This window comes from uncultured Campylobacter sp., assembly GCF_938030145.1.
Taxonomy (GTDB): Bacteria; Campylobacterota; Campylobacteria; order Campylobacterales; family Campylobacteraceae; genus Campylobacter_B.
In genome coordinates, this window is sequence record NZ_CALHGM010000017.1 from 39391 (window position 1) to 60112 (window position 20722).

At 45.7% G+C, this 20722-nt stretch carries 17 protein-coding genes; 11 read left to right on the forward strand and 6 right to left on the reverse strand.

Annotated elements, in window-relative coordinates:
• Nucleotides 1-122: 122 nt before the first annotated feature.
• Nucleotides 123-1199 (forward strand): DUF3137 domain-containing protein, encoded by a 1077-nt coding sequence (locus Q0323_RS03890; RefSeq protein ID WP_298051729.1) that lies wholly within the window; start codon nucleotides 123-125, stop codon nucleotides 1197-1199.
• A gap of 226 nt (nucleotides 1200-1425) precedes the next feature.
• Here Q0323_RS03890 and Q0323_RS03895 read toward each other — a convergent pair whose 3' ends face one another.
• Complete coding sequence (locus Q0323_RS03895) at nucleotides 1426-2436, reverse strand: DUF475 domain-containing protein (RefSeq protein ID WP_298051694.1); 1011 nt, start codon at nucleotides 2434-2436, stop codon at nucleotides 1426-1428.
• Nucleotides 2437-2523: 87 nt separating this feature from the next.
• On the opposite strand from Q0323_RS03895, the gene Q0323_RS03900 reads away from it, so the two are divergent.
• The 6 genes from Q0323_RS03900 to Q0323_RS03925 all read left to right on the forward strand — a co-directional run bounded on the left by Q0323_RS03900 (nucleotide 2524) and on the right by Q0323_RS03925 (nucleotide 8495).
• Complete coding sequence (locus Q0323_RS03900) at nucleotides 2524-3843, forward strand: Na+/H+ antiporter NhaC family protein (RefSeq protein WP_298051697.1); 1320 nt, start codon at nucleotides 2524-2526, stop codon at nucleotides 3841-3843.
• 272 nt (nucleotides 3844-4115) lie between these two features.
• Nucleotides 4116-4559, forward strand: coding sequence for a copper resistance protein CopD (locus tag Q0323_RS03905; RefSeq protein ID WP_298051699.1), 444 nt, complete (start codon nucleotides 4116-4118; stop codon nucleotides 4557-4559).
• 612 nt (nucleotides 4560-5171) lie between these two features.
• A complete protein-coding gene (locus Q0323_RS03910; RefSeq protein ID WP_298051702.1) occupies nucleotides 5172-5981 on the forward strand; it encodes a transporter substrate-binding domain-containing protein in 810 nt (269 codons plus the stop codon).
• Between the two features lie 22 nt (nucleotides 5982-6003).
• Nucleotides 6004-6807 (forward strand): transporter substrate-binding domain-containing protein, encoded by an 804-nt coding sequence (locus tag Q0323_RS03915; protein WP_298051705.1) that lies wholly within the window; start codon nucleotides 6004-6006, stop codon nucleotides 6805-6807.
• Nucleotides 6808-6872: 65 nt separating this feature from the next.
• A complete protein-coding gene (locus Q0323_RS03920) occupies nucleotides 6873-7676 on the forward strand; it encodes a transporter substrate-binding domain-containing protein (RefSeq protein ID WP_298051708.1) in 804 nt (267 codons plus the stop codon).
• A 15-nt stretch (nucleotides 7677-7691) separates the two neighbouring features.
• Nucleotides 7692-8495, forward strand: a complete 804-nt coding sequence (locus Q0323_RS03925) for a transporter substrate-binding domain-containing protein (RefSeq protein ID WP_298051710.1) — start codon at nucleotides 7692-7694, stop codon at nucleotides 8493-8495.
• A 221-nt stretch (nucleotides 8496-8716) separates the two neighbouring features.
• On the opposite strand, the gene Q0323_RS03930 is transcribed toward Q0323_RS03925, so the two are convergent.
• Complete coding sequence (locus Q0323_RS03930) at nucleotides 8717-9673, reverse strand: AraC family transcriptional regulator (protein WP_298051712.1); 957 nt, start codon at nucleotides 9671-9673, stop codon at nucleotides 8717-8719.
• 109 nt (nucleotides 9674-9782) lie between these two features.
• Here Q0323_RS03930 and Q0323_RS03935 point away from each other — a divergent pair, with 109 nt between their 5' ends.
• Nucleotides 9783-11753, forward strand: coding sequence for a TonB-dependent receptor (locus Q0323_RS03935; protein ID WP_366939550.1), 1971 nt, complete (start codon nucleotides 9783-9785; stop codon nucleotides 11751-11753).
• Nucleotides 11754-11803: 50 nt separating this feature from the next.
• On the forward strand, nucleotides 11804-12949 hold the full coding sequence (locus tag Q0323_RS03940) for a PepSY domain-containing protein (protein WP_298051717.1): 1146 nt from the start codon (nucleotides 11804-11806) through the stop codon (nucleotides 12947-12949).
• A gap of 188 nt (nucleotides 12950-13137) precedes the next feature.
• Here Q0323_RS03940 and Q0323_RS03945 read toward each other — a convergent pair whose 3' ends face one another.
• From Q0323_RS03945 to Q0323_RS03960, 4 genes are all read right to left on the reverse strand, one after another.
• Complete coding sequence (locus Q0323_RS03945) at nucleotides 13138-14070, reverse strand: D-2-hydroxyacid dehydrogenase (RefSeq protein WP_298051721.1); 933 nt, start codon at nucleotides 14068-14070, stop codon at nucleotides 13138-13140.
• A gap of 621 nt (nucleotides 14071-14691) precedes the next feature.
• On the reverse strand, nucleotides 14692-15876 hold the full coding sequence (locus Q0323_RS03950; protein ID WP_298051723.1) for a glutathionylspermidine synthase family protein: 1185 nt from the start codon (nucleotides 15874-15876) through the stop codon (nucleotides 14692-14694).
• Nucleotides 15877-16745: 869 nt separating this feature from the next.
• A complete protein-coding gene (locus tag Q0323_RS03955) occupies nucleotides 16746-17333 on the reverse strand; it encodes a UPF0323 family lipoprotein (protein ID WP_297942762.1) in 588 nt (195 codons plus the stop codon).
• Nucleotides 17330-17968: a helix-turn-helix domain-containing protein gene (locus tag Q0323_RS03960; RefSeq protein ID WP_298051726.1), complete on the reverse strand. Its 639-nt coding sequence runs from the start codon at nucleotides 17966-17968 to the stop codon at nucleotides 17330-17332. The genes Q0323_RS03955 and Q0323_RS03960 overlap by 4 nt, the downstream gene beginning before the upstream one ends.
• A 279-nt stretch (nucleotides 17969-18247) precedes the next feature.
• On the opposite strand from Q0323_RS03960, the gene Q0323_RS03965 reads away from it, so the two are divergent.
• Complete coding sequence (locus Q0323_RS03965) at nucleotides 18248-18871, forward strand: TetR/AcrR family transcriptional regulator (protein WP_298028216.1); 624 nt, start codon at nucleotides 18248-18250, stop codon at nucleotides 18869-18871.
• 335 nt (nucleotides 18872-19206) lie between these two features.
• Complete coding sequence (locus tag Q0323_RS03970) at nucleotides 19207-20547, forward strand: FAD-dependent oxidoreductase (protein WP_298051728.1); 1341 nt, start codon at nucleotides 19207-19209, stop codon at nucleotides 20545-20547.
• Nucleotides 20548-20722: the final 175 nt, after the last annotated feature.

Consider the following 20722-nt stretch of genomic DNA (forward strand, 5'->3'; position numbering starts at 1 on the left):
ATAGGTCGCAAAAATAGCATAAAAAATCTTAAACCCGCTTAACGGATGAAATTTTAATAAAATTTAGCGTAAAATAAGGGGCGAAATTTAGGCAAAATCAAATTTGGAGTTAAATTTTGGATATGGACAGAGCGATAGAGGAACTGGCAAAAAAGCAGCAGCAGTGCAAGATAAAATTTCTAAAACCGCTGATTTTATTGCTATGTATCGCGGTTTTTTCCGTCGGCTGGTTTATCCACGGCTTGATACAAAACGAATACTCCTCCGCCGTGCTGATGTCCGCGATGATCCCGATAATTGCGGTAAGCTGCGTATGGGGGATTTATGATGATTCCATCGCCAAGTGGGAGTACAACGCTTTTTACAAAGACGCCTTCATCCGCGCTATTATTTCAGATATCGATCCCGCCTTTAGATACGAGCCGCAAAGCGGCATAGACGAAGAAGAGCTCCGCAAAACGGGCATCTATCCGAATAATGAATTCGTAGCCGAGGATCAGATAGACAGCGTGTATAAAGGGGTAAAATTTAGTCTAAGCGAGGCGATAAAAATCTATGAAACGCGAGAATCTATGAGGCTTGTAGAGTTATCTCAAAGGTCCAAGAGCGATCTTTCTGCGGCTTTTTTGCTATCGGCGATCGCGCTTTGGAACGCTTGGAGGCTCGGCGAATATGTGCAAGCCTTTAGCGGCTCTGTTTTGGTGTGCGAGTTTTATAAGAAATTTAAGGGGCAAACCATCATCGCGGACCGCTCGCCAGGCACAAAATTTTTAGGCGATCAGGAGCTGATGGACGACGTGATTTTCGGCGAGGAATTTCGCGTGTTCGCAAGCGATAAGATCGAGGTGCGGTATCTTTTGACGCCTAGCTTTATGGAGCGTCTCGGGGCTTTGAAGCTTAAGCTTGCACCCAAGATCGCTCTTAGCGCGGCGTTTATGGACGGAAAATTTTATCTATTTTTAAACGGCGCGAAAAACCGCTTCGAAGCCGCGCTGTTTTCGCCGCGCACTACGCTAAAAGACGCCAAGCGGATAAAGGCCGAAGTTTTGCAGCTTCTTGGTATCATTGACGAGCTGCGTTTGAATGAGGAGGTTTTTGGCGGCGCAAGCGAGAGCGGCGAGTCCGCAAATAGCCCGCCACCCGGCGGCAAAGAGCTGCAGAGATTGCGCGATAAAGGCTTGAGCTCGCGCGATCGCTGATTTGAATTTTAAAACGCCATCTCGCGGTTTAAAATTTAACGCTTTTCGTAAAATTTAATCTCATCGCCCGCGTCTTTAAATTTAGCGCTTTTTAGAATTTGGCGTTTCTTAAAATTCGGTGCCTCTTGAAATTTAGCGCGGTGCAACTGGTTAAATTTTACGGCTTGCGGCGGTAGCTTGAAATTTTAAAATTTGTCCCGCGCGCCGCAAAGCTCGCTATGAAATTTTACTCATTGTTTCCCGCGATCGTTTCGATCAGTTTGCGTTTGTTGCGGCGGTTGTAAAGCACCGACGAAAGGAGCGATAGCGCGATGAACAAGATCCCCACGGTGCCGGTTATGATCTCGCTTACTTCAAATTTCAGCTTGGCAAACATTATAAACGCCAAACACGCGATGGCATAGTGCGCGCCGTGCTCCAGATAGGCAAAGTGCGACAGCGTGCCGCGAGCGATGAGATACAGCGTGATGGAGCGCACGAACATCGCGCCAGCACCTAGCCCCAGCATAATGATGAAGATATTATCGCTTAGCGCAAACGCGCCGATCACGCCGTCGAAGCTAAAGCTCGCGTCCAGGGTCTCTAAGTATAAAAAGCCCACAAGACCGTTTTTTACGCCGTCCGTGCCGAAAAGGCGGTCGAAGCAGGAGATGAGCAGATAGAGCAGGATCGCGCCGAAATACGCCGTGCCGAGCGCCCCTGAGCCCGTTTTAGCAAGCAGCGCGAGCCCCGCGGCTAGGGCGATCAGCGTGGGTGCGTTTGGAATGCGCTTTAAAAATCGCACGAGCCCGTTATTTTCGATTATGCCTAGCCAGTGTAGCTCGCGCTGCGTATCGAAGAAAAAATCGCAAAAGACCATCAGTAAAAACGCGCCGCCGAAAACGTAAATTTGCGCTTCGTTTTCGCTTAAAATTTCATGGTAGCGCTGCGGCTGCTTAAGCGCCAGCACGAGGGTTTCCCAAAGTCCTAGATGCGCGCTTGCGGCAACGATTAGTACGGGGAATAAAAACCTCATCCCAAAAACCGCGATCGGAATGCCCCAGAGGATAAATCTGCTCTGCCACACCGGCGCCATATCTTTTAGCACCTTGGCATTGACTACGGCGTTATCGAAACTGAGGCTGATTTCCAGCGCGCATAAAAGCGCACAGATATAAGCGGCACCCGCGCCGCCGATATAAAATGCGATAGCAAGCGCGATTAGGCTTACTACAAAAGAGGAATAAAAATATTTCATCGCTGTCCTAGCCGATTTTTTGCGCGATTTTAGCAAAATTTAGCCCTAAATTCTATATAATTGCAAAAATTCCAAAAAAGGCAAAAGATGCTTACCAATCCCGTATTTATCAGTATCTGTGTGATGTGCGCGCTATGCTTGCTGAGGTGCAACGTAATGCTTGCGATCCTAATCGGCACGATATGCGCCGTGCTCTCAAGCAATATTCCGCTGGGAGATGCCATAAATTTATTCATAAACGGCAACCCCGAAAATGCCGGCAGCCTCGGCATGGGCGGAAATTTAGAAACCGCGCTTTCGTATCTGCTGCTAGGCGTCATCGCAAGCGCGATCTCAAAGACCAACTTAACGGCGATCTTGGTGCGCGCGGTGGCAAATTTAATCAGCGACAAAAAATACGTATTTATCTTTTCGATCGCCTTTTTTGCGTGCTTTTCACAAAATTTAATCCCCGTGCATATCGCCTTCATCCCGATTTTGATCCCGCCGTTAGTTAAGATCATGAACTCGCTAAAGATCGACCGCCGCGCCGTAGCGTGCGCGCTGACGTTCGGCTTGCAGACGCCGTATATGGCGCTGCCGCTCGGATTTGGACTTATATTTATGGGGCTAATCGAAAAAAATATGAACGCAAACGGCATCGCGGTAAGCCTTGGCGACATATCGAGCGTGATGTGGCTAAGCGCCGTGCCGATGCTAGTGGGTCTCATCCTAGCCGTGATCTACTACCGCAAGCCGAGGGAGTATGCCGAAACCAAACAGAGCCTGGATGCACATTTTAGCGAACTTAAGATGGGTATGCGCGAATGGGGAGCGCTAGCGGGTATCGCGGTGTGCTTCGCGGTGCAAATTTGGATCAAATCGCTTCCGTTTGCCGCGCTTAGCGGAATTTTAGTAATGCTTGCGAGCAAAGGCATCGAGTGGAAAAAGCTTGATAACGTATTTGACGAGGGCGTGCATATGATGGGCTACATCGCGTTTTTGATGCTGATCGCCGCAGGATACGGCACGATCTTAAAAGAAACCGGCGGCGTGAACGAGCTAGTGCACGTAGCGAGTACTTTAAGCGGCGGCAAGCTAGGCGGCGCGCTGCTGATGATCGGCATCGGACTGCTCGTGACGATGGGTATCGGCTCGAGCTTCGGCACGATCCCTATCATCGCTACGATATACTGTCCGCTAGCCGCGCAGCTGGGCTTTAGCACGGCGGCGACGATCTTTATCATCGGCGTGGCTGCGGGTATCGGCGATGCTGGCTCGCCTGCGAGCGATAGCACGCTCGGGCCTACCGTGGGGCTGAATATCGACGGCGAGCATAGCCATATGTGGGATACCTGCGTGCCGACCTTTATTTTCTTTAATATCCCGCTAATCATATTCGGCATAATCTTTTCGATGATGTTATAGATTGCAGAATTTACGCGGGTTTTCGCGGACAGAATTTTAGAATTTTGCCCGCGCGGCGATGCTCGTAAATTTATAAATTTACGAGCGCGTTCATTTTTAAATTTAGCTGCGCGGCTTTACTTTTAAATTTGCTCGCGCGATTTTGCCAAAATTTATTTGCGTCGCTCGCGCAATCTACTTAAATTTAACCGCTCGCGGCGCGTTGATAAAAATCATTGCTAAAATTTGAAATTTCGCATAAAATGGGCGAAATTTCATAGCAAGGAGCGGTGGTGGAGCAAATTTATCCTTACGTGCAGATCGTCCATCTTATCTGTGCCATTATCTTTTTAGGCTATATATTTTTCGACGTCGTGATTTTTATGCGGCTTAAAGGCGCGCTGGGCGCGGATTTTGAGCGCATTAAAAAGGCGATCGGCTCGCGCGCGATTAAGATCATGCCTGTTTGTCTTTTTACGCTGATAATCACCGGCGGAATGATGATGAGCCGCTGGGTCGGTAGCGCTAACGGCGGGTATTTCGGCACGCCGCTTCAAAAAATCTTTATGCTAAAAGTCACGCTCGCGCTCATCATCGCCGTGTGTGTAGCGATAAATTTAAGTTGTCGTGCAATGGGAAGGCCCGCGCCTGAGTTTTTACGAGCAAATATCCACAAGATCGCGCTTACTTTCGGCTTCATCATCGTGCTTTGCGCTAAGCTGATGTTCGTAGTATGATTTATGACGCAAAATTTAGCGCTGGCGGCACACTTTTATCGCGAAATTCTGCAGCGTGGCAAAGATTTAATTTTGCTTGCTTTTAAAATACGACGTTTGCTAAAAATTTTAAAATTCCGTTTTGCTGGGCGGGAGTAGAAATTTAAGAATTTTAAATTCCGCCGCGTCTGCACCAAAGCACGAAATTTTAAAATTCCACTCCTTTCTTGTGCTGTTTTGCCAAATGCAACCTGTAAGATTTGATCTTATAAAATTTTAAAATTTCATCGCGAGTTTTAAAGCGCTCATAAAATTTCTCACCCAATTCTGCAGCTTTAAAATTTTATAAAATTCCGTGGCTTTAAAATTTTGCAAAATTTTAAAAATTTTAAATTTTACCGCTAGGACGCGGATAAGAATTCTAAAAAACTCGCGCAAAATCGAAGCAAACAATGAAAAAGCGAATTTATTTGACGACTTTACTTACTATTTAATAATCATTAAAGATATAAAAAGCTAAAATTGCTTTTCGCCTGCGGGCGAATTTAATGTCTGCTTGCCATTCGCGCGGGATTTTGAGGTTTTCCGTAGCCGTGGCAATGGTTTTGAAATTATTTATGAGAAAGGAAAAGGATGAAGAAATTTCTCTTAAGTCTGCTTGTCGTAGCTTTGGCTAGTAGTGCGCTCTGCGCCAGATCTCTCTCCGAGATTAGAAGTAGCGGAGTACTTAGAATAGGCGTTTATGACGCGCAGCCGCCATTTAGCAAGATAGAAGACGGCGTGCATCAGGGCTTTGAGGTCGATATGGCAAATGCCATCGCCAAAGATATGCTTCCATCGGGTGGGAAGGTGGAGTTTACCTCCGTGCTTGCAAATCAGCGTATAAAATTCCTACAAGAAGATAAGGTGGACGCGGTTATCGCAACTCTTACCGTAACTCCGGAGCGCGAGAAGCAGATCGATTTTACGACCCCGTATTTTAGCGTCAATATGGGCATTTTAACCCGCATCGAAGATAAGATTAAATCCTTAAACGATTTGCAAGATAAAACTATTTTAGTTCTTAGCGGCGGTACTGCAGAAACATACTTTGAAAAGCAAGGCTATAATATCGCCAGATGCGATAACGCAAACGCTTGCTACAAGGCGCTAAAAGCTGGACAGGGCGACGGGTATGCCGATGACAACCTAGTCGTGCTGGCTTATCCGGTATTAGATAAAAAGGTTGAAGTAAATATCAAAAATTTAGGTACTTCGGATTTCTTAGCCATCGGTGTGAAAAAGGGTAATTCGGAGCTTTTGGATTTTCTAAACGGCGAGCTAATCAAGCTAAGCAAAGAGGGCTTTTTCAAAAATTCGTTCGATAATTTTATCGAGCCTTACTACAAAGGAACTGCAGAGAAAAAGTATTTCTTGCTGGACGATCTTTATAGCTTGCTGTAATTTTAAAAAAAAGGGGGATGCTATGAAAAAGATAATCCTAGCATTGATGCTGGCTGCGTGTTCGCTTCTTAGCAATACTTTGACTCAAATCAAAGAAAAAGGGGTTATTCGCATCGGTATAGATGGCTCATCTCCGCCGTTTAGTGTCGCTAAAGCCGGCGAATATAGCGGCTTTGAGATACTCTTAATAGAAGGGCTTGTTAAAGAAATTTTCGGCGATAAAGGCGGCAAGATAGAATATGTCGTAACGGTAGGCGATGACCGCATAAAAGCAGTGCAGGACAACAGAGTCGATTTAGATATCGCGCTTATCTCGGTTACGAAAGAGCGCGAGAAGCTGGTAGATTTCTCCGATCCATACTTTAGCGTAAATATCGGCGTGCTAACTCGTAGCGACGATAATATCAGAAAGGTCTCCGATCTAAACGGAAAGACTATACTGGCGCAGCCCGGCACCACCGTGTTTGATTACTTTACGAAACAGGGCTATAACGTAGCGCCGTGCGATAGTGCAAGCGAATGCTTTAACGCTCTAAAATCGGGCAAGGGCGATGGATACGCAGACGATAATCTGCTTGTGTTCGCTTACGCCGTAGTCGATCGCAAAGTCGAAGTAAATATCAAGAATTTAGGCTCGACGGACTTCCTGGCCATCGCAGTGCAAAAGGGCAATACCGAGCTGCTTAACGCGGTAAATGCGGGACTAATCGAGCTAAGTAAAAAGGGTTTTTTTACAAAAATTTTTGATGAGAGTATTGAGCCTTTTTATAAAGGCACCATTGATAAAAAGTATTTCTTACTGGACGATCTTTACAGCTTGTTTTAATTTAAAGTGGCGATGGATGGAATTCTATTCGATTGCGAAATTTTAGTAAAATTTAAAGGAATTTTATGAAAAAGATTATATTTGCGTTGTTAATCGCTTCGTGTTCGTTATTTGCTAACTCTTTAGCGCAGATCAAAGAAAAAGGGCTCATTCGTATCGGAGTGGACGGCTCACTACCGCCACTTAGCGTCTCCGAGGATGGAAGATATAGCGGTTTTGAAATTTCGCTTATCGAAGAGCTCGTGAAAGAAATTTTCGGCGATAAAGGTGGCAAAATCGAATATGTCGTAACTCTGGGCAATGATCGTATCACAGCCGTGCAAGACAACAAGGTCGATTTGGATATCGCGGCGATTACGGTTACGAAAGAGCGCGAGAAACTAGTGGATTTTTCAAATCCTTACTTTAGCGTAAATATCGGCGTGCTAACCCGCACCGACGATAATATCAAGACAATAAGCGACCTACAGGATAAAGAAATTTTAGCAGAGCCCGGCACTACGGCTTTTGATTATTTTAATAAGGAAGGCTTTAAAGTTATCTCATGCGCCAGTTCGAGCGAATGCTTCCGTGCGCTAAAATCCGGTCACGGCAGCGGCTATGCAGACGATAATATGGTAGTTTTGGGTTATTCGGTCGTAGATCGTAAGGTAGAGGTAAATATCAAGAATTTAGGTACGTCGGAATTTTTAGCTATCGCGGTGCAAAAAGGCAACAACGACTTGCTAAACGCCTTAAATGACGGGCTTGTCAAGCTCAGCAAAAACGGCTTTTTCAAGAAAATTTTTAACGACAGCATCGATCCTTTTTACAAGGGCAAGGCTGAGAAAAAATATTTCTTGTTAGATGATCTTTATAAAATGTTTTAATTCAAAGGACGAAATATGAAAAAAATTCTACTAAGTATTTTGCTGAGTGCTGGCGCGCTTTGCGCTAATTCCCTAGCAGATATCAAGCAAGCGGGCGAAATTCGCATAGGCCTACAAGATTCCCAGCCTCCGTTTAGCTTCGATGATAACGGCACACTGAAGGGCTTTGAGGTTGATTTGGCAAATGAGTTAGTCAAAAATCTATTTGGCAATAAAAAGATCAAAATCGACTTTATCGCCATAGCATCTAAAGATCGCGTTCCCTCGCTGGAGCAAAACAAAGTCGATCTCATCATATCCAAGCTTACCGTCACAAAAGACCGCGTTCAGAAAGTCGATTTTTCTTACCCGTATTATTCAGTGCAAATCGGCGTACTAAGCCGTAAGGATGATAATATTTCAAGAATCGATCAGATCGCGCATAAAAAAATTCTAAGCGTTAAAGGCACAACTGCCGAGGAGCACTTTAAAAACGCGGGTTATGAGATTGCGACATGTGCCGACGCGAATGAATGCGTCGCTAGGCTAAAGGCTGGCGAGGGCATAGGCTTTGCCGACGATAATACGGTCGTACTCGGATATGCTAGAAACGACGCCGCGCTTGATGCAAAAATCATCAACCTCGGCAAGGTAGATTATATCGCCGTCGCCCTATCTAAGGGCAATACCGAGCTGCTTGATGCGGTTAATAGCAGCCTGGTAAAAATGTATAAAGCAAAATTTTTTCACAAGGCTTTTGACGAGGATATCAAGCCATACTACGGCGGCAAGATCGATAAAAAGCACTTCACGCTCGATGAGGTTTATAGCCTGTTTTAATTTAGACGCATTTAAAATTTTAAGGCGCCCTTTGGCGTCCAAACATACGCGCAGCTGCGATATTTGATCGCAGCTCGCTTTTGCCGCCAAGATTTCGGCGGCATTTATAATTTAAATTCCGTATTTTTACGGGTTCCGGTTGCGATATAAAATTTTATGAGATTTTGATATGCGGTTGCGAAAGAATGTGGCTTCTAAAAGATAGTCGGTCGCGCGAAATTCTAATCCGAGTAGTAAAATTTTATATCCTTTTTCAGTTGCGTCGGCAGCACGTTAAATTTAGTCCTAAAAATTTTAGAAAAATGCGATAAATTATTATATCCGACCATTTTGGCGGCTTCGTTTACGCTGATTTGATCTAGACTCAATAGCTCTTTTGCAATCTCAAGCCGTTCATTTGTCAGCATCGCATAAACGCTCGTGCCGAAATATGCTTTAAAATCCCTTTTTAGTGCAAATTCGTTCGTAGCGCAAAGATGAGCGAGCTCTTTAATGCTAGGTGGATTTTGCATATTTTCGAGTAATATTTTCTTTGCTTTTTGAACTGTTTTTATGCGATTTTCATCAAGGCTAAGCGCATTTTCGGGCTCATTAAATTTATGAAAACTTCTATAAAGCATCTCTAAAATTTTACTTTCCATAAAAATTTCGCGTATTTTGCCATCGTATATCGCGGCATTTTCGAGCTCTTTGAGAATAATATTTTGCACAGCGCTTATTTTAAATTTCTTCATGCAAACGGCTTGATCTAAATTCAAATTTTTTAAAATTCCCAGCTCATTTGCAAAAGCGGTGCTAAGCGCTATGCAGGAGCTTTTATAGTGTTTATTTTCAAGCTCGTGAACGCCACGCAATTTGCTTTGCATAGTTCCGAGCCAAAACTCACCTTTATTTAAAACGAATTGATCTTTATCCGATCTGAAGCAGATAGGATTTTCGCCCGTATTGAAAAATAAAAATGAATAGCGGCTGCCCCGTTCGTGGCGATGCAAAAGGGAATCTCTGCAAATTATATCGCTGCTATAATATCCTATCTCTCCGCCCGTATAAAAGGAGCTAAAGTCGAATTTTATACTTTCGCTTTCAAGCTCGGTTTTGTTATACCCACATTGCTTGGACGGCTCAATGTCGTTAGATATTTTTTGCAAAAAATCGTCTAAACTTATCTCTTTACTCATCTTATCCCTTTAGCGTTTAAAATACTCCCTCTGCCGTTTAGTATTTCTTGATAATGCATATCTTATTATAGTAAAATGAGTTTAAATTTTAATAAGAAAAGGGGCGTTTGTGCGTGCAATATATAAATTATCGCTGATCGCTGCTATAGCGACAGCCGGGATATCGAGTGAGTTAGAAAAACAAGGCAAAAGCGTAAATTTGGGTGAAATTACCGTAGTCAGTGCTACGGGCTATCGGCAAAATATCCAAGACGCACCCGCTTCCATCTCCGTTCTTACGCAAAAAGAGATACAAAAGCGCAACTACCAAGATATCTCCGCAATGCTAAAAGATTTGCCGAGTGCCTTTACCGCAACGCTAGGCGCTGCATCGAGAAAAGGCATAAGCCTAAGAGGCCTATCTCAAAAATATACGAAAATTTTAATCGATGGCAAGCCTGCGACCAGCGATAGTGCTTATAAAGGATTAAGAAGTATTGGCAGCAGCCAGAATTTCTTGCCTCCCGCAAATGCGATAGAGCGCATAGAGGTCATCCGCGGTCCTATGAGCTCGCTTTACGGCAGCGACGCTATGGGCGGAGTAATAAATATCATCACCAAGGGCTTTTCAAATGAGCTTAGCGGCAATGTAAACGGATACTATACTTTCGCTAAAAAATCGCAAATAAAAGGTAATTATCAAACGGGCTTTTATCTAAACGGAGCTATCGTCCCGGACGTGCTAGGTGTCGCACTTTACGGTAGATTTTTTGAAAAGATAGAGGATAAAGAGCCTTATGCGAATAGAAATAATGAAGAGACGAATATGGGCGCAAAACTGATGTATAACGTAACGCAAAATGATGAGGTAACGCTTGATTATCGTAAAGTAAATAATAAATTTAGGCGTACATACGGGCGTACGCGAACAATCTCTGGAGGCAATAACGATATTGCGAAAGAGGATATGAAAGGCTACACCGCAAGCCTGTCTCATCAAGGAAAATACGATAAGTTTATGATAGATAGCTACGCAAATTACGATAGCATGAAAGAAAGCGGCGCCCAGGATTTGCGTCTTAGAACGACTACGTTAAATTCTAAAGGCTCATATTTTTTTGATTCAAATGCTTTGAGTTTGGGCGTGCAATACCGAAGCGAGAGATTAAACGAAGCCGCTACTACCGCAGATGAGGCAAATGTCAAAAGATGGGATTATTCGATCTACGGCGAGGATGATTTTTATCTAACTGATGATTTAACACTAACCGGCGGAATCAGATATAACCGCGATAAAGACTACGGCGGCCATATATCTCCGCGCGCTTATGCCGTTTATCGTTTAAACGAAAGCTTTTCTATTAAAGGCGGCGTTTCGACGGGATATTCAACTCCGGATATTAAGCAGCGTAGCGAGGGCCTTGCCCTGCCATTTGCAGGAGGTCAGGGGGCGCAGATCGGCAGAAGCTCTTTAAAGCCCGAAAGCAGCATAAGCTACGAAGGCGGGTTTTCTTACGACGATAATAATAAATTTAACTTTAGCGCTACCGCGTTTTATACCAAAATCAAAGATGGAATTTCTACCAAATTAATTTGCCGTCCAAGACTGGGAAATCCTTGCGTGCATAACGGCAAAACTTACAGGCGCGGAATTTGGGATACTATAAACATTGGAGAAGCCGAGGTTAGGGGTCTAGAGCTAAGTAGCGATTATCAAATTTTAGATAATTTGAAGCTGCATGCAAACTACGCCTATACGAAATCCGAGCAAAAAACGGGTAGCGAGAAGGGCAAAACCTTAAATAATTTTCCAATCCATTCGGTAAAGCTAGGATTTGATTACGACGTAAGCTCCAAGCTAAACTTATGGTCGCAAATAAATTATTATAGTAGGACGCGCGATAGCCTAAGCTACGATGAGGATATCCGCTCATACACGCTTTTTGATCTGGGCGCGAGCTATAAGCTCACAAAAGACGCAAGTTTAAATTTTACGCTTTATAACATATTCAACGAATTCGTACTAACGCGCTCGGGAAATTATCAAATGATGGTTGTAGACGGGATGAAGGCGCAGGTTGGATTTAACGTGAACTTTTAAATTCGCGGCGCATAAAATTTCGTCCGCGGATTTAAAATTTAAGGAAATTAATGGCGATTCTAAAAAGGAAAAAATTTTGGTTCAACGTCCACCTTGTTTTGACGCTTATATGCTGCGTGCCGATCTTAATCGTAGCCCTTAGCGGCGCTATTATCTCGTATCATGATGAGATTATAGATGTGTTAAATCAAAGCAAGTCTTTCGTGCGCCCGAGCGAAAAAGACGCTCTTAAACCCACCAAAATTTTAAATATTTTCAGAAAAGCCAAGCCCGGTTTTACGCTCAGTTATTATAGGATTCCTCAAAATAAAAACAAAGCGATTAGGCTTTCCGGTACAGATTCTAGTGGCGAGTTTAAATCATATTTTATAGATCCTTATAGCGGTGAAATTACTTCGGAAAACATAGGTGATACGTTTATCGGCGTAATGCTAAACCTACATACCAATCTGGGATTTGGGTTAAGCAAAAACGAAACTCTGCGGCTAATAGGCAAAAATATCGTGGCACTTAGCACGGTTATGTTTATTTTGGTTTTAATTTCAGGCGCGGTGATTTATTATCCTAGCTTTAGAGAGAAAATTTTACGTGCATTTAGGATAAATTTTAAAGCTAGAGGTTATGCGTTTTTATATAGCTTGCATGGCGCAGTCGGAGTTTTGCTGCTACCTATTTTGCTTACGATAAGCGCTAGCGGGCTTTATTGGTCGTATGATTGGATAGCCAAAATCACCAACAGAGCGCTAGGCGAAAAGGAAATTTTTAGAAAAACGAGTTTTACCGAAGTGCGAGGATTTTCGCTCGAGGATGAAGATAAAATTTTAAATTTGCAGACGGCACTTGATATTTTTAAGCGTGAACGCGGTGAAAACTACGAATTCTTTAACATCATCGCTCAAAAAGATGGAGAAAATTTTATGATCTTTTATTTCGATAAAGGCGAAGAGGGTGAAGAGCATATGAACACGATGAGCGTAAACGTTAAAAAGGGCATCTTGCGGCATACTCGCTATGATGTTGCGAAAAGCACCATGTCGCGCCCTTTTGCTATACATAAAGCCGTTTTGAGCGTGCATTCGGGCTATATCTTCGGCGAGGCGGGCAAGTTCTTATTCTGCGTAGCGGCGATTTTTGTGTTATTTTTTATAGTTACGGGATTTTGGATGAGCATAAAAAGAATTTGCAAGAAAAGATAAATCTTGAATTCAAAGCGGAGCAATAGCTTATTCGCGGCATAAATTTAAAATTTTACCCGAAGCGGTATCGCTTCTTTTCAGCTAATAAAATTTTATGTGTAGCGCTTTGAAATACTGTGCGAAGAGCCTTTGTTAGCCTTGCGCCGCATCTTGATCTTGTTAAATTTACTTCGGCGTTTTAACTGCATTCATTTGCCGCTCATAAAATCCCTAATATTTTGCGCGATCATCTTTATCAGCCGTTTGCGGGCCTCTATGCTCGCCCATGCGATGTGAGGCGTGATGATGACGTTGCGGCGATTTTTCACGCGCAGCAGCGGATGATCCGCCCTCATCGGCTCTGTTTGCAGCACGTCAAGCGCCGTGCGCAAGCCTCGCTCGTCCACGGCGCGAGCTAGCGCCTCCTCATCCACGATACCACCGCGGCCGAAATTCATCAAGATCGCCCCCTCTTTCATCTTTGCAAGCTCCGCCTCGCCGATCAATCCCGCCGTTTTTGGATTTAGCGGGGCGTGGATCGAGATGATGTCGCATGCCCTCAAAAGCGCGTCCAGGCTCACTCTGGCAAACTCGCCGCTATCGTTCGCGCCGCTAGTGGAGTAGTATCTCACGTTTGCGCCGAACGCGGCGGCGATACGGGCGACCTTTGCGCCGATCTGTCCAAGCCCGATGACGCCGAATTCTTTGCCGTAAATTTCGCTGATGGGCGCGTCAATGTGGGTAAAAATTTCGCTCTCGCACCATTTGCCGCTACTGCCGTAATCCGCGTAGTATCCGAGCGCGTTGGTCAGCGCAAACAGCGACGCAAAGGTCTGCTGCACAACGCTGTTTGTCGAGTAGCCCGCCACGTTTTTCACCGCGATGCCGCGAGCTTGCGCGGCCTGCATGTCGATGTTATTCGTGCCCGTGGCGCTGACGCAGATCAGCTTAAGCGCGGTTTGCGCCATGATCTCATCCGTGATTAGGACTTTGTTGGTTATGACGATATCGGCGTCGGCTAGGTGCTGCGCGGTTTGCACAGGCTCGGTCATCTCGTAGCTTTCAAACTCGCCCAAGCTCGCAATCTCGCTAAGATCGGCATCGCCTCCAAGCGTCGCGACATCCAAACATACGATCTTCATATTTCCCCCTTTGCATTTTAAAATTTAAGCCGCAGCCGCGCGGTTAAATTTAGCCATCAAATTTCGTCGCGAGACCGGAAGCACGGCGCCTAAACGGCAAAATTTTAACTCTGCAAATTTAGTTATTGCGTAAATTTGCTCTAGCGGAATTTTACTATTGCAAAATTTAACTATCGCGAATTCTGCTCTCGCAAAATTTAATGCTTGCAGCGCGCGGGACGTTAAATTTCAGAATTCTAATTCGCATCGAAAAAAGCGGTAAATTTTACCGCCGCTGAAACCTGCGTCTAAATTTTGAAATTCTAATTTGCGCCGAAGCGAGAGATAAATTTTTGCCGCTCGCGTTTAAATTTTAAAATTTAGCTCGCGCAAATCTTGCTCCGCGCGGAATTTTAGTTCACGCGAATTTGATCTGCACGGAATTTTAGCTCGCGCCGATTTAACCTGCACGAAATTTTATCCGCACAGAATTCCAAGTCGCGCCGCTACGTTAAATTTTACCGTAGCCTCCTAGCGTTAAATTTTGCTGCTGAGCGGCGATAAAATTTACCGCCGGCAGAGCCTTGCCACCAAAATACTCCGTCCTAAAATTTCTAAAATTTTATAAAATTTGCCGCTCTGCTACTTCGCGTCCTCGATGTAGTGCCCCACAAATTTTGAGAGATTGTTTAGTATCTCGCCGCCCTTGCGGAAGCCCAGCGCGCAGCCTTCGTATGCGAAAAACACCCCCGCTTGATAGCTCTGGGCGCGCTCGTCTTTGTTTAGCTCGTAAAATTCCTGATATAAAAATTTCTGATTTCCGTATTCGCCGCCGTTTTCCTCTATCTTTCTGCCGTCGGCGTCGAAAATCGCCACATTCGCCCCCTCGCGCGCCAAAAACGGCTTTTTGATCATCTTTTTGCCGATGATCGGCGAGAAGGAGCTTTGCAGCAGCAGCGGGTGGTTTGGATACAGATCCCACAGGATTTTCATAATCCCCTTACTTTGGAAAAGCAGCGTGTATGCGGGATTTAGGATGATCGCCTTTTGATTTTGCACGATGTTTTTTAAGATGAGCGCGAGCTCGCCCTCCTCGATCGCGATCGCCTCCCAAGGGATGAGCTTGAACCAATACTCGTAGTTTTCGCCCTCAAAAAACACGCCCTCTTCGTCGTTAAATTCCACCTCGTCCACGTAGGCAAAGCGCGTTTTAAAGCCCGCATCCTCCGCGGTCTGCTGCAAAAGTTTCGTCGTCTTTTCGTCCTCGACGTTGCCCGCGACGCTGCTAAATAGAATTTTCCACCCTTCGTAAAATTTAGAAAAATCCTCAAGTTCGCCGTCAAGCACCACGAGCCGCTTGAAATTATCGCACAGTGCGTCGTAAAGGTCGTTGAACTGGCTCGCCTCGTCCATGCCGTTTTCTTTGAGCATCGCCCACTGGATGATCGCCGTTTCAAACACCGCCGTGGGCGTGTCGGCGTTAAATTCTATCAGCTTGATCGGCTTGCCGTCTAGCCCGCCTGCGAAATCAAAGCGCCCGTATAGGTGCCAGTGCACCTCGTTTTCCCAGCTTTGCTTGATTAGATCGACGAGGTTGAAGGGGATGCCGAGCTCGTGGAAGAGGTTGTTGTCGATGACGTGCTGCGCGGCCGCGACAAACATCTCGTATAGCTCGTTCGACGCTTCGTAATACGCATCCGCCTCCGCGGCGCTCACGCGCACGATCTCGTCGCTGACGTAAGGGGTCTCGTCCGCGTCCGTGTGCCAGTAAAAGCCGAGCTTTTCGAGATATTCGTTGCTTAACGGCGTTATCTTTTTTAGTTGCATAGATTTTCCTTTTTATGTAAATTTTAAAATTCCGCCCGCAGCGCAAAACAAATATAGCACTAGTCGCTGCCGGCGTCTCTTGCGAGCGCAGCGAAGCAGAATAAAACGCGAGCTACGAGCTCGCACCTCTAAGCGCGCCGGTTAATCAGAGCTCGGCGGGCGAGCGATGCATTGCTCCGCCGCAGAGCGGCGCCTCTTTTGCAAGAAATACACCCTTGTAAGTAGCCCCTCCTCGGCTTTCTCAAAAACTGCGGCACGTCTTGATCACGCGCCGCTGCGACCTGGATTTCGCTCGGGTAAAATTTACTCACTTTAGCACCGCTAGGCGATATAAAATTTGCCGCAAGAAGCGCTGCGATACGAAATTTCGCCTTGCAGATGCGCTGATTAAAACTCCCGTCGCAGCACGACCTCGCTCGCCTTAACGTCGCGTCGCAATATAAAATTTTATCGCACGACGCTGCCTTCCATATCAAAATTTCGCCACGTGGCAACACCTCAGTAAAAAACGCGGACCAATACACGCGACGACGGGCGCTAGATCCTGCCTCATCATGATGTCGTTGCATCAATGATTTCACTTACTTACGCGTAACGCGCAGAATTTTATCTTGCCGTGACCTTCGCCGCGTAAGGGTTGCAAATCACTACGTACGCCTTAAAATTTTTTCTAGCGACAACGTAGCCGTAGGACATTGTCCCCCGAGCGATACGTAATTTGCCGTATCGAATTTCACCGAAAACGTGCAACACGGAGCGCGCTTTCGTTTTAATTAAAATTCCGCCACGACAGAATTTTGCTCGCTTCAAGCGTCGCGCGTTAAAATTTAAACTCGCCGCATAAAGTCGCCGTATATTTTAAAGCGCGCTTAGCCGCCGAAAAATCCACCGCTTTTGCCGCTCTTGCTTCCGCCGAAAAATCCGCTTCTGCCGCTTCGCGCCTTGTCGTTTTGCTGCTTTGCTTGATTGAAGCTATTTACGCTTCTGGAGTAGGCGCTTGGGCTTTTATAGGCGGTTTGGCGCTGGCTTTGGTAGGCTGGGTTGTTAAATAGCTTGCCGCCGATCCATGAGCCGATTATGGCGCCTGCAGCGCTTGCCAAGATCGCTTCACCCAGGCTCATGCCGCCGCTGCTAAGCTGCGCGTTTTGGTTGGTTAAATTTGAAGTGCCGGCGTCGATTTTGGCGTTTTCTTCGGCTAGAAGGGCTTTGGTTTCCTCATCGCTTAAAATTCTCTCCGTGCCGTCTAGCGATCTTAAGATGATCTGGGTTTTTTCGCTCGGAAATTCCTCTAAAATTTTATATTTTCCCGGCGCGACCTCTTCGAGTCGCACGAGCGCGCCCTCTTGCAGACGGACGTTTTGCTCCTGCCCCCTATCGTCGCAGCCTGCTAACGAGCCCGCCATAACGAGCCCGAAGCCGCTTACCAGCGCATAGCTAGCGATTTTGCGTAGTTTCATTTAGATCCTTTCAGTGATTTTATATCTAGGCTTTGATTTATCAAAAGTTCATTTCCCTCGACGCGGATAAACTCGCTCTTACCGATGTTTTCGATGATTAGGCTTTGCGCTTTTGGGCGCTTTTTGCGTTTGAGCGATTTTACGAATTTTGCAAGGCTCATCCATTCGCTACGATCGAAAGTTTTTTCTTTGATTTCGACATCGTAGGGTTTGGTCTCGCGGCTTTTGCTCGAAAGCAGCGGTTTGTCGAAAAACGACAAAAAATACCTGAGCTTCTCATCGCGCTCTTTATACATCAGCTTGATTTCATCTTTTGAGGCGATTAAAATTTCCTCTTTTTCTTTGTGAAGCCTGTCCTTATCGCTTTGCAGTGCTTCGATTTTACCTTTTAACTCGGAGATTTCTTTGATGAGATACTCGATGAAGCTTTGAGTGCCCGCCCCGCCGCTGGTGCGCGAGCTTTTTGCAGAGCTTTGCGAAGCGGGCTCGCTTTGTTGCATTTCATCATCTAAAAGCACGTAGCGTACGCCGCCGCTTTCCTCGGCGCGCAAGGAATTTCTGCGGATGCGGTTATAGACGGCTTCCTTTGAAATTCCTAAAATTTCGGCTGCTTCGCCGATCGAGACTTTTTTCATACAAAGATGCCTTTTAGCGTTTTAGGTAATTATTGCTAAATTTGCCTAAAATAGGCATTAAACGCTTCGTTTACAAAGATAGATTCCGCCTTACCGCAGCCGGCGCGCGATAAATTCCGCTCGCTTGCACCCGCTAGATATAAAATTTCGCTTCGCTTGCAAAAGCCGCGCAAAATTATTTTTTTGCTAAGCTTTTAGAATTTTGCCCAATAATGTTGCTTAATTAAGTATATTTTTTATACACTTATGAAAAAATTTTAGTATTTCAAAGGAGGCGAAATGCCCGAATCGCCTAAATACAAAAAATCCGAAATTCGCTGTAAGCTCATTTTAGACGCGGCGCTGGAGCTGTTTTTAGCCAAAGGCTACGAAGCTACGAGCTTAAGCGATATCATCGAGCTTAGCGGCGGCTCGCTATCGTCGGTTTATAAGTATTTTGATAACAAAGAAAGCCTATTTTTGCGCATCATCGAACTGCAAAGCAAAAAGCTCGACGAGCGAATGAACGAGCGTATGCGAATTAATAAAGACCTAAAATTGCGTGAGTATCTGCAGGAGTTTGCAGGGATTTATCTGGAGTTTCTTTTTGCTCCGGAGGCGATAAAATTCTACCGGCTGATACTTTTCAGCGGCTTTAACGGCGCGCTTAGCGAGAGCCCAAAAATCTTTTTAAAAAGCGGAGTGCTAGGTTCGCCGAATGCGCTGGATGAGTATTTGGCGGCGCATTCGGGCGAGTTTGCGCCCGGGCGCACGGCAAAAAGCCTAGCGCTATATTTTTGCTTTTTGCTTAGAGAGCCGCATTTTAGCAGGCTGCTATTTTTCGACGAAAAGCTAAATTTCAAAGCGAGCGAGCTAATCAAGGATCGCATCGATATGTTTTTGCTAGGCGTAAAAAAGCGCTAATGGCAGATTTTACGGCGTAAATTCCACGCTTTTCGCACCTTTAAATTTTATGAGCGGTTTGGGACTTGGATTTTGTAGCTTGGATTCTATCCGTTACCAAGCGCTATAAAACGCCACGTATCCCGCGCTTAAAATTTTAATTCTATCGATGCAAAATTTTTGAAACGATTAGGGCTGAAATTTTTATTTTCCGTATTAAATTCCGTGCTGCAGTTAGAATTTCGTCGTGGAATTTCACGCCTCTTGCCTGCGCCTTTAAATTTGCGCCACTCAGATTTTAAATTTAATAAAACCTCTTATAATCCCGCGAAATTTTAGATCAAAAGGATTCAAAAATGGATTATGATATCATCGTAATAGGCTTTGGCAAAGCGGGCAAAACCCTTGCCGCAAAATCCGCCGCGCTCGGTAAAAAGGTCGCTCTCATCGAGCGCTCGCCGCAGATGTACGGCGGCACCTGCATCAACGTAGGCTGCATCCCAACCAAGCGGCTAGTTACAGCGAGCAAGGAAGCTGGCTTCGTAAATTTCAGCGTGCTCGGAGAGTATTTCGTGCTGAGCATGCAGAAAAAGGACGAGCTCGTAGAGGCGCTGAGGGCGAAAAATTTAGCCATGCTAAAGAGTAACCCAAATATCGATGTAATCGACGGCGAGGGCTCATTTACGAGCGCTAATTCCGTGCGCGTGCTAAGTCCTGACGGGCAGACGCGTGAAATTTCGGCAGAAACGATCGTCGTAAATACGGGCTCGAGGGAGGTCGAGCCTAGCTTTGAGGTAAGCTCAGGGCTCGCTTATAGCAGCGAAGAAATTTTAAATTTAAAGATCCTCCCGAAGCATCTAGTAATCATCGGCGGCGGATTTATCGGGCTTGAGTTTGCCTCGATGTTTGCAGGATTCGGTTCGAAAGTTAGCGTGCTTATGCGATCGAAATTTATGAAAAACGAAGATGAGGACGTGTCCGCCAGCGTTAAATCCGCTCTGCAGGCCCAAGGCGTGGAGATTATCGAGGGCTGCGAGTTTTTGAGCTTAAAGGGCGGCGAGCTAAAATTTAACCTCGCGGGCGAGAGCAAGGCGATCGCGGCGGATGCGTTTTTATATGCCCTCGGTCGTCGCGCGAATACGGGTGAGCTAAATTTAGCCGCTGCGGGGGTGCAGACGGATGCGCACGGCAATATCATCACGAATGAGCATCTGCAAAGCTCGGCTGTTGGCATCTACGCAGCAGGCGATGTGCGCGGCGGCGAGATGTTTACCTACACGAGCTTAGACGATTTTAGGATCATTTTTAGCGCGCTTTTCAGAGATGGCGCGCGCACTACGAAAAACCGCACGCCGCATGCAAGCGTGCTGTTTACCCGCACGCCGCTAGCTCGCATCGGCCTTAGCGAGAGGCAGGCAAGAGAGAGTGGGCTCGAGATCAAGGTGCTGAAGCTTTCGATGGCGGCGGTGCCCGGCGCCAAGGTCGTAGCGCACGACGAAGGAATGATGAAGGCGGTCGTGGACGCGGCTAGCGGCGAAATTTTAGGCGCGGCGCTTCACTGCGTAAACGCGCACGAGATCGTTAATGAGTTAGCGATCGCAATGGCGCTGGGCGCGAAGGCTGACTTTTTCAAAAACCAAATTTTTACACATCCTAGCATTAGCGAGGCGCTGAACGATCTTTTCGGACAGTTTTAAATTTGAAATTTAACGGCGCTCGGGCTTGGCGATACCTGAGTGCCTAGGCGTAAATTTATCATGAAATTTAATGCGCAGGGCGGGTTAAATTTGAAGCGGGTTAATAATTTGAGCTCTTGCCGCCCGCTTCTTTCTTGGATACCAAAGTTAGCTATAAAAGAAATGATTGAAATAG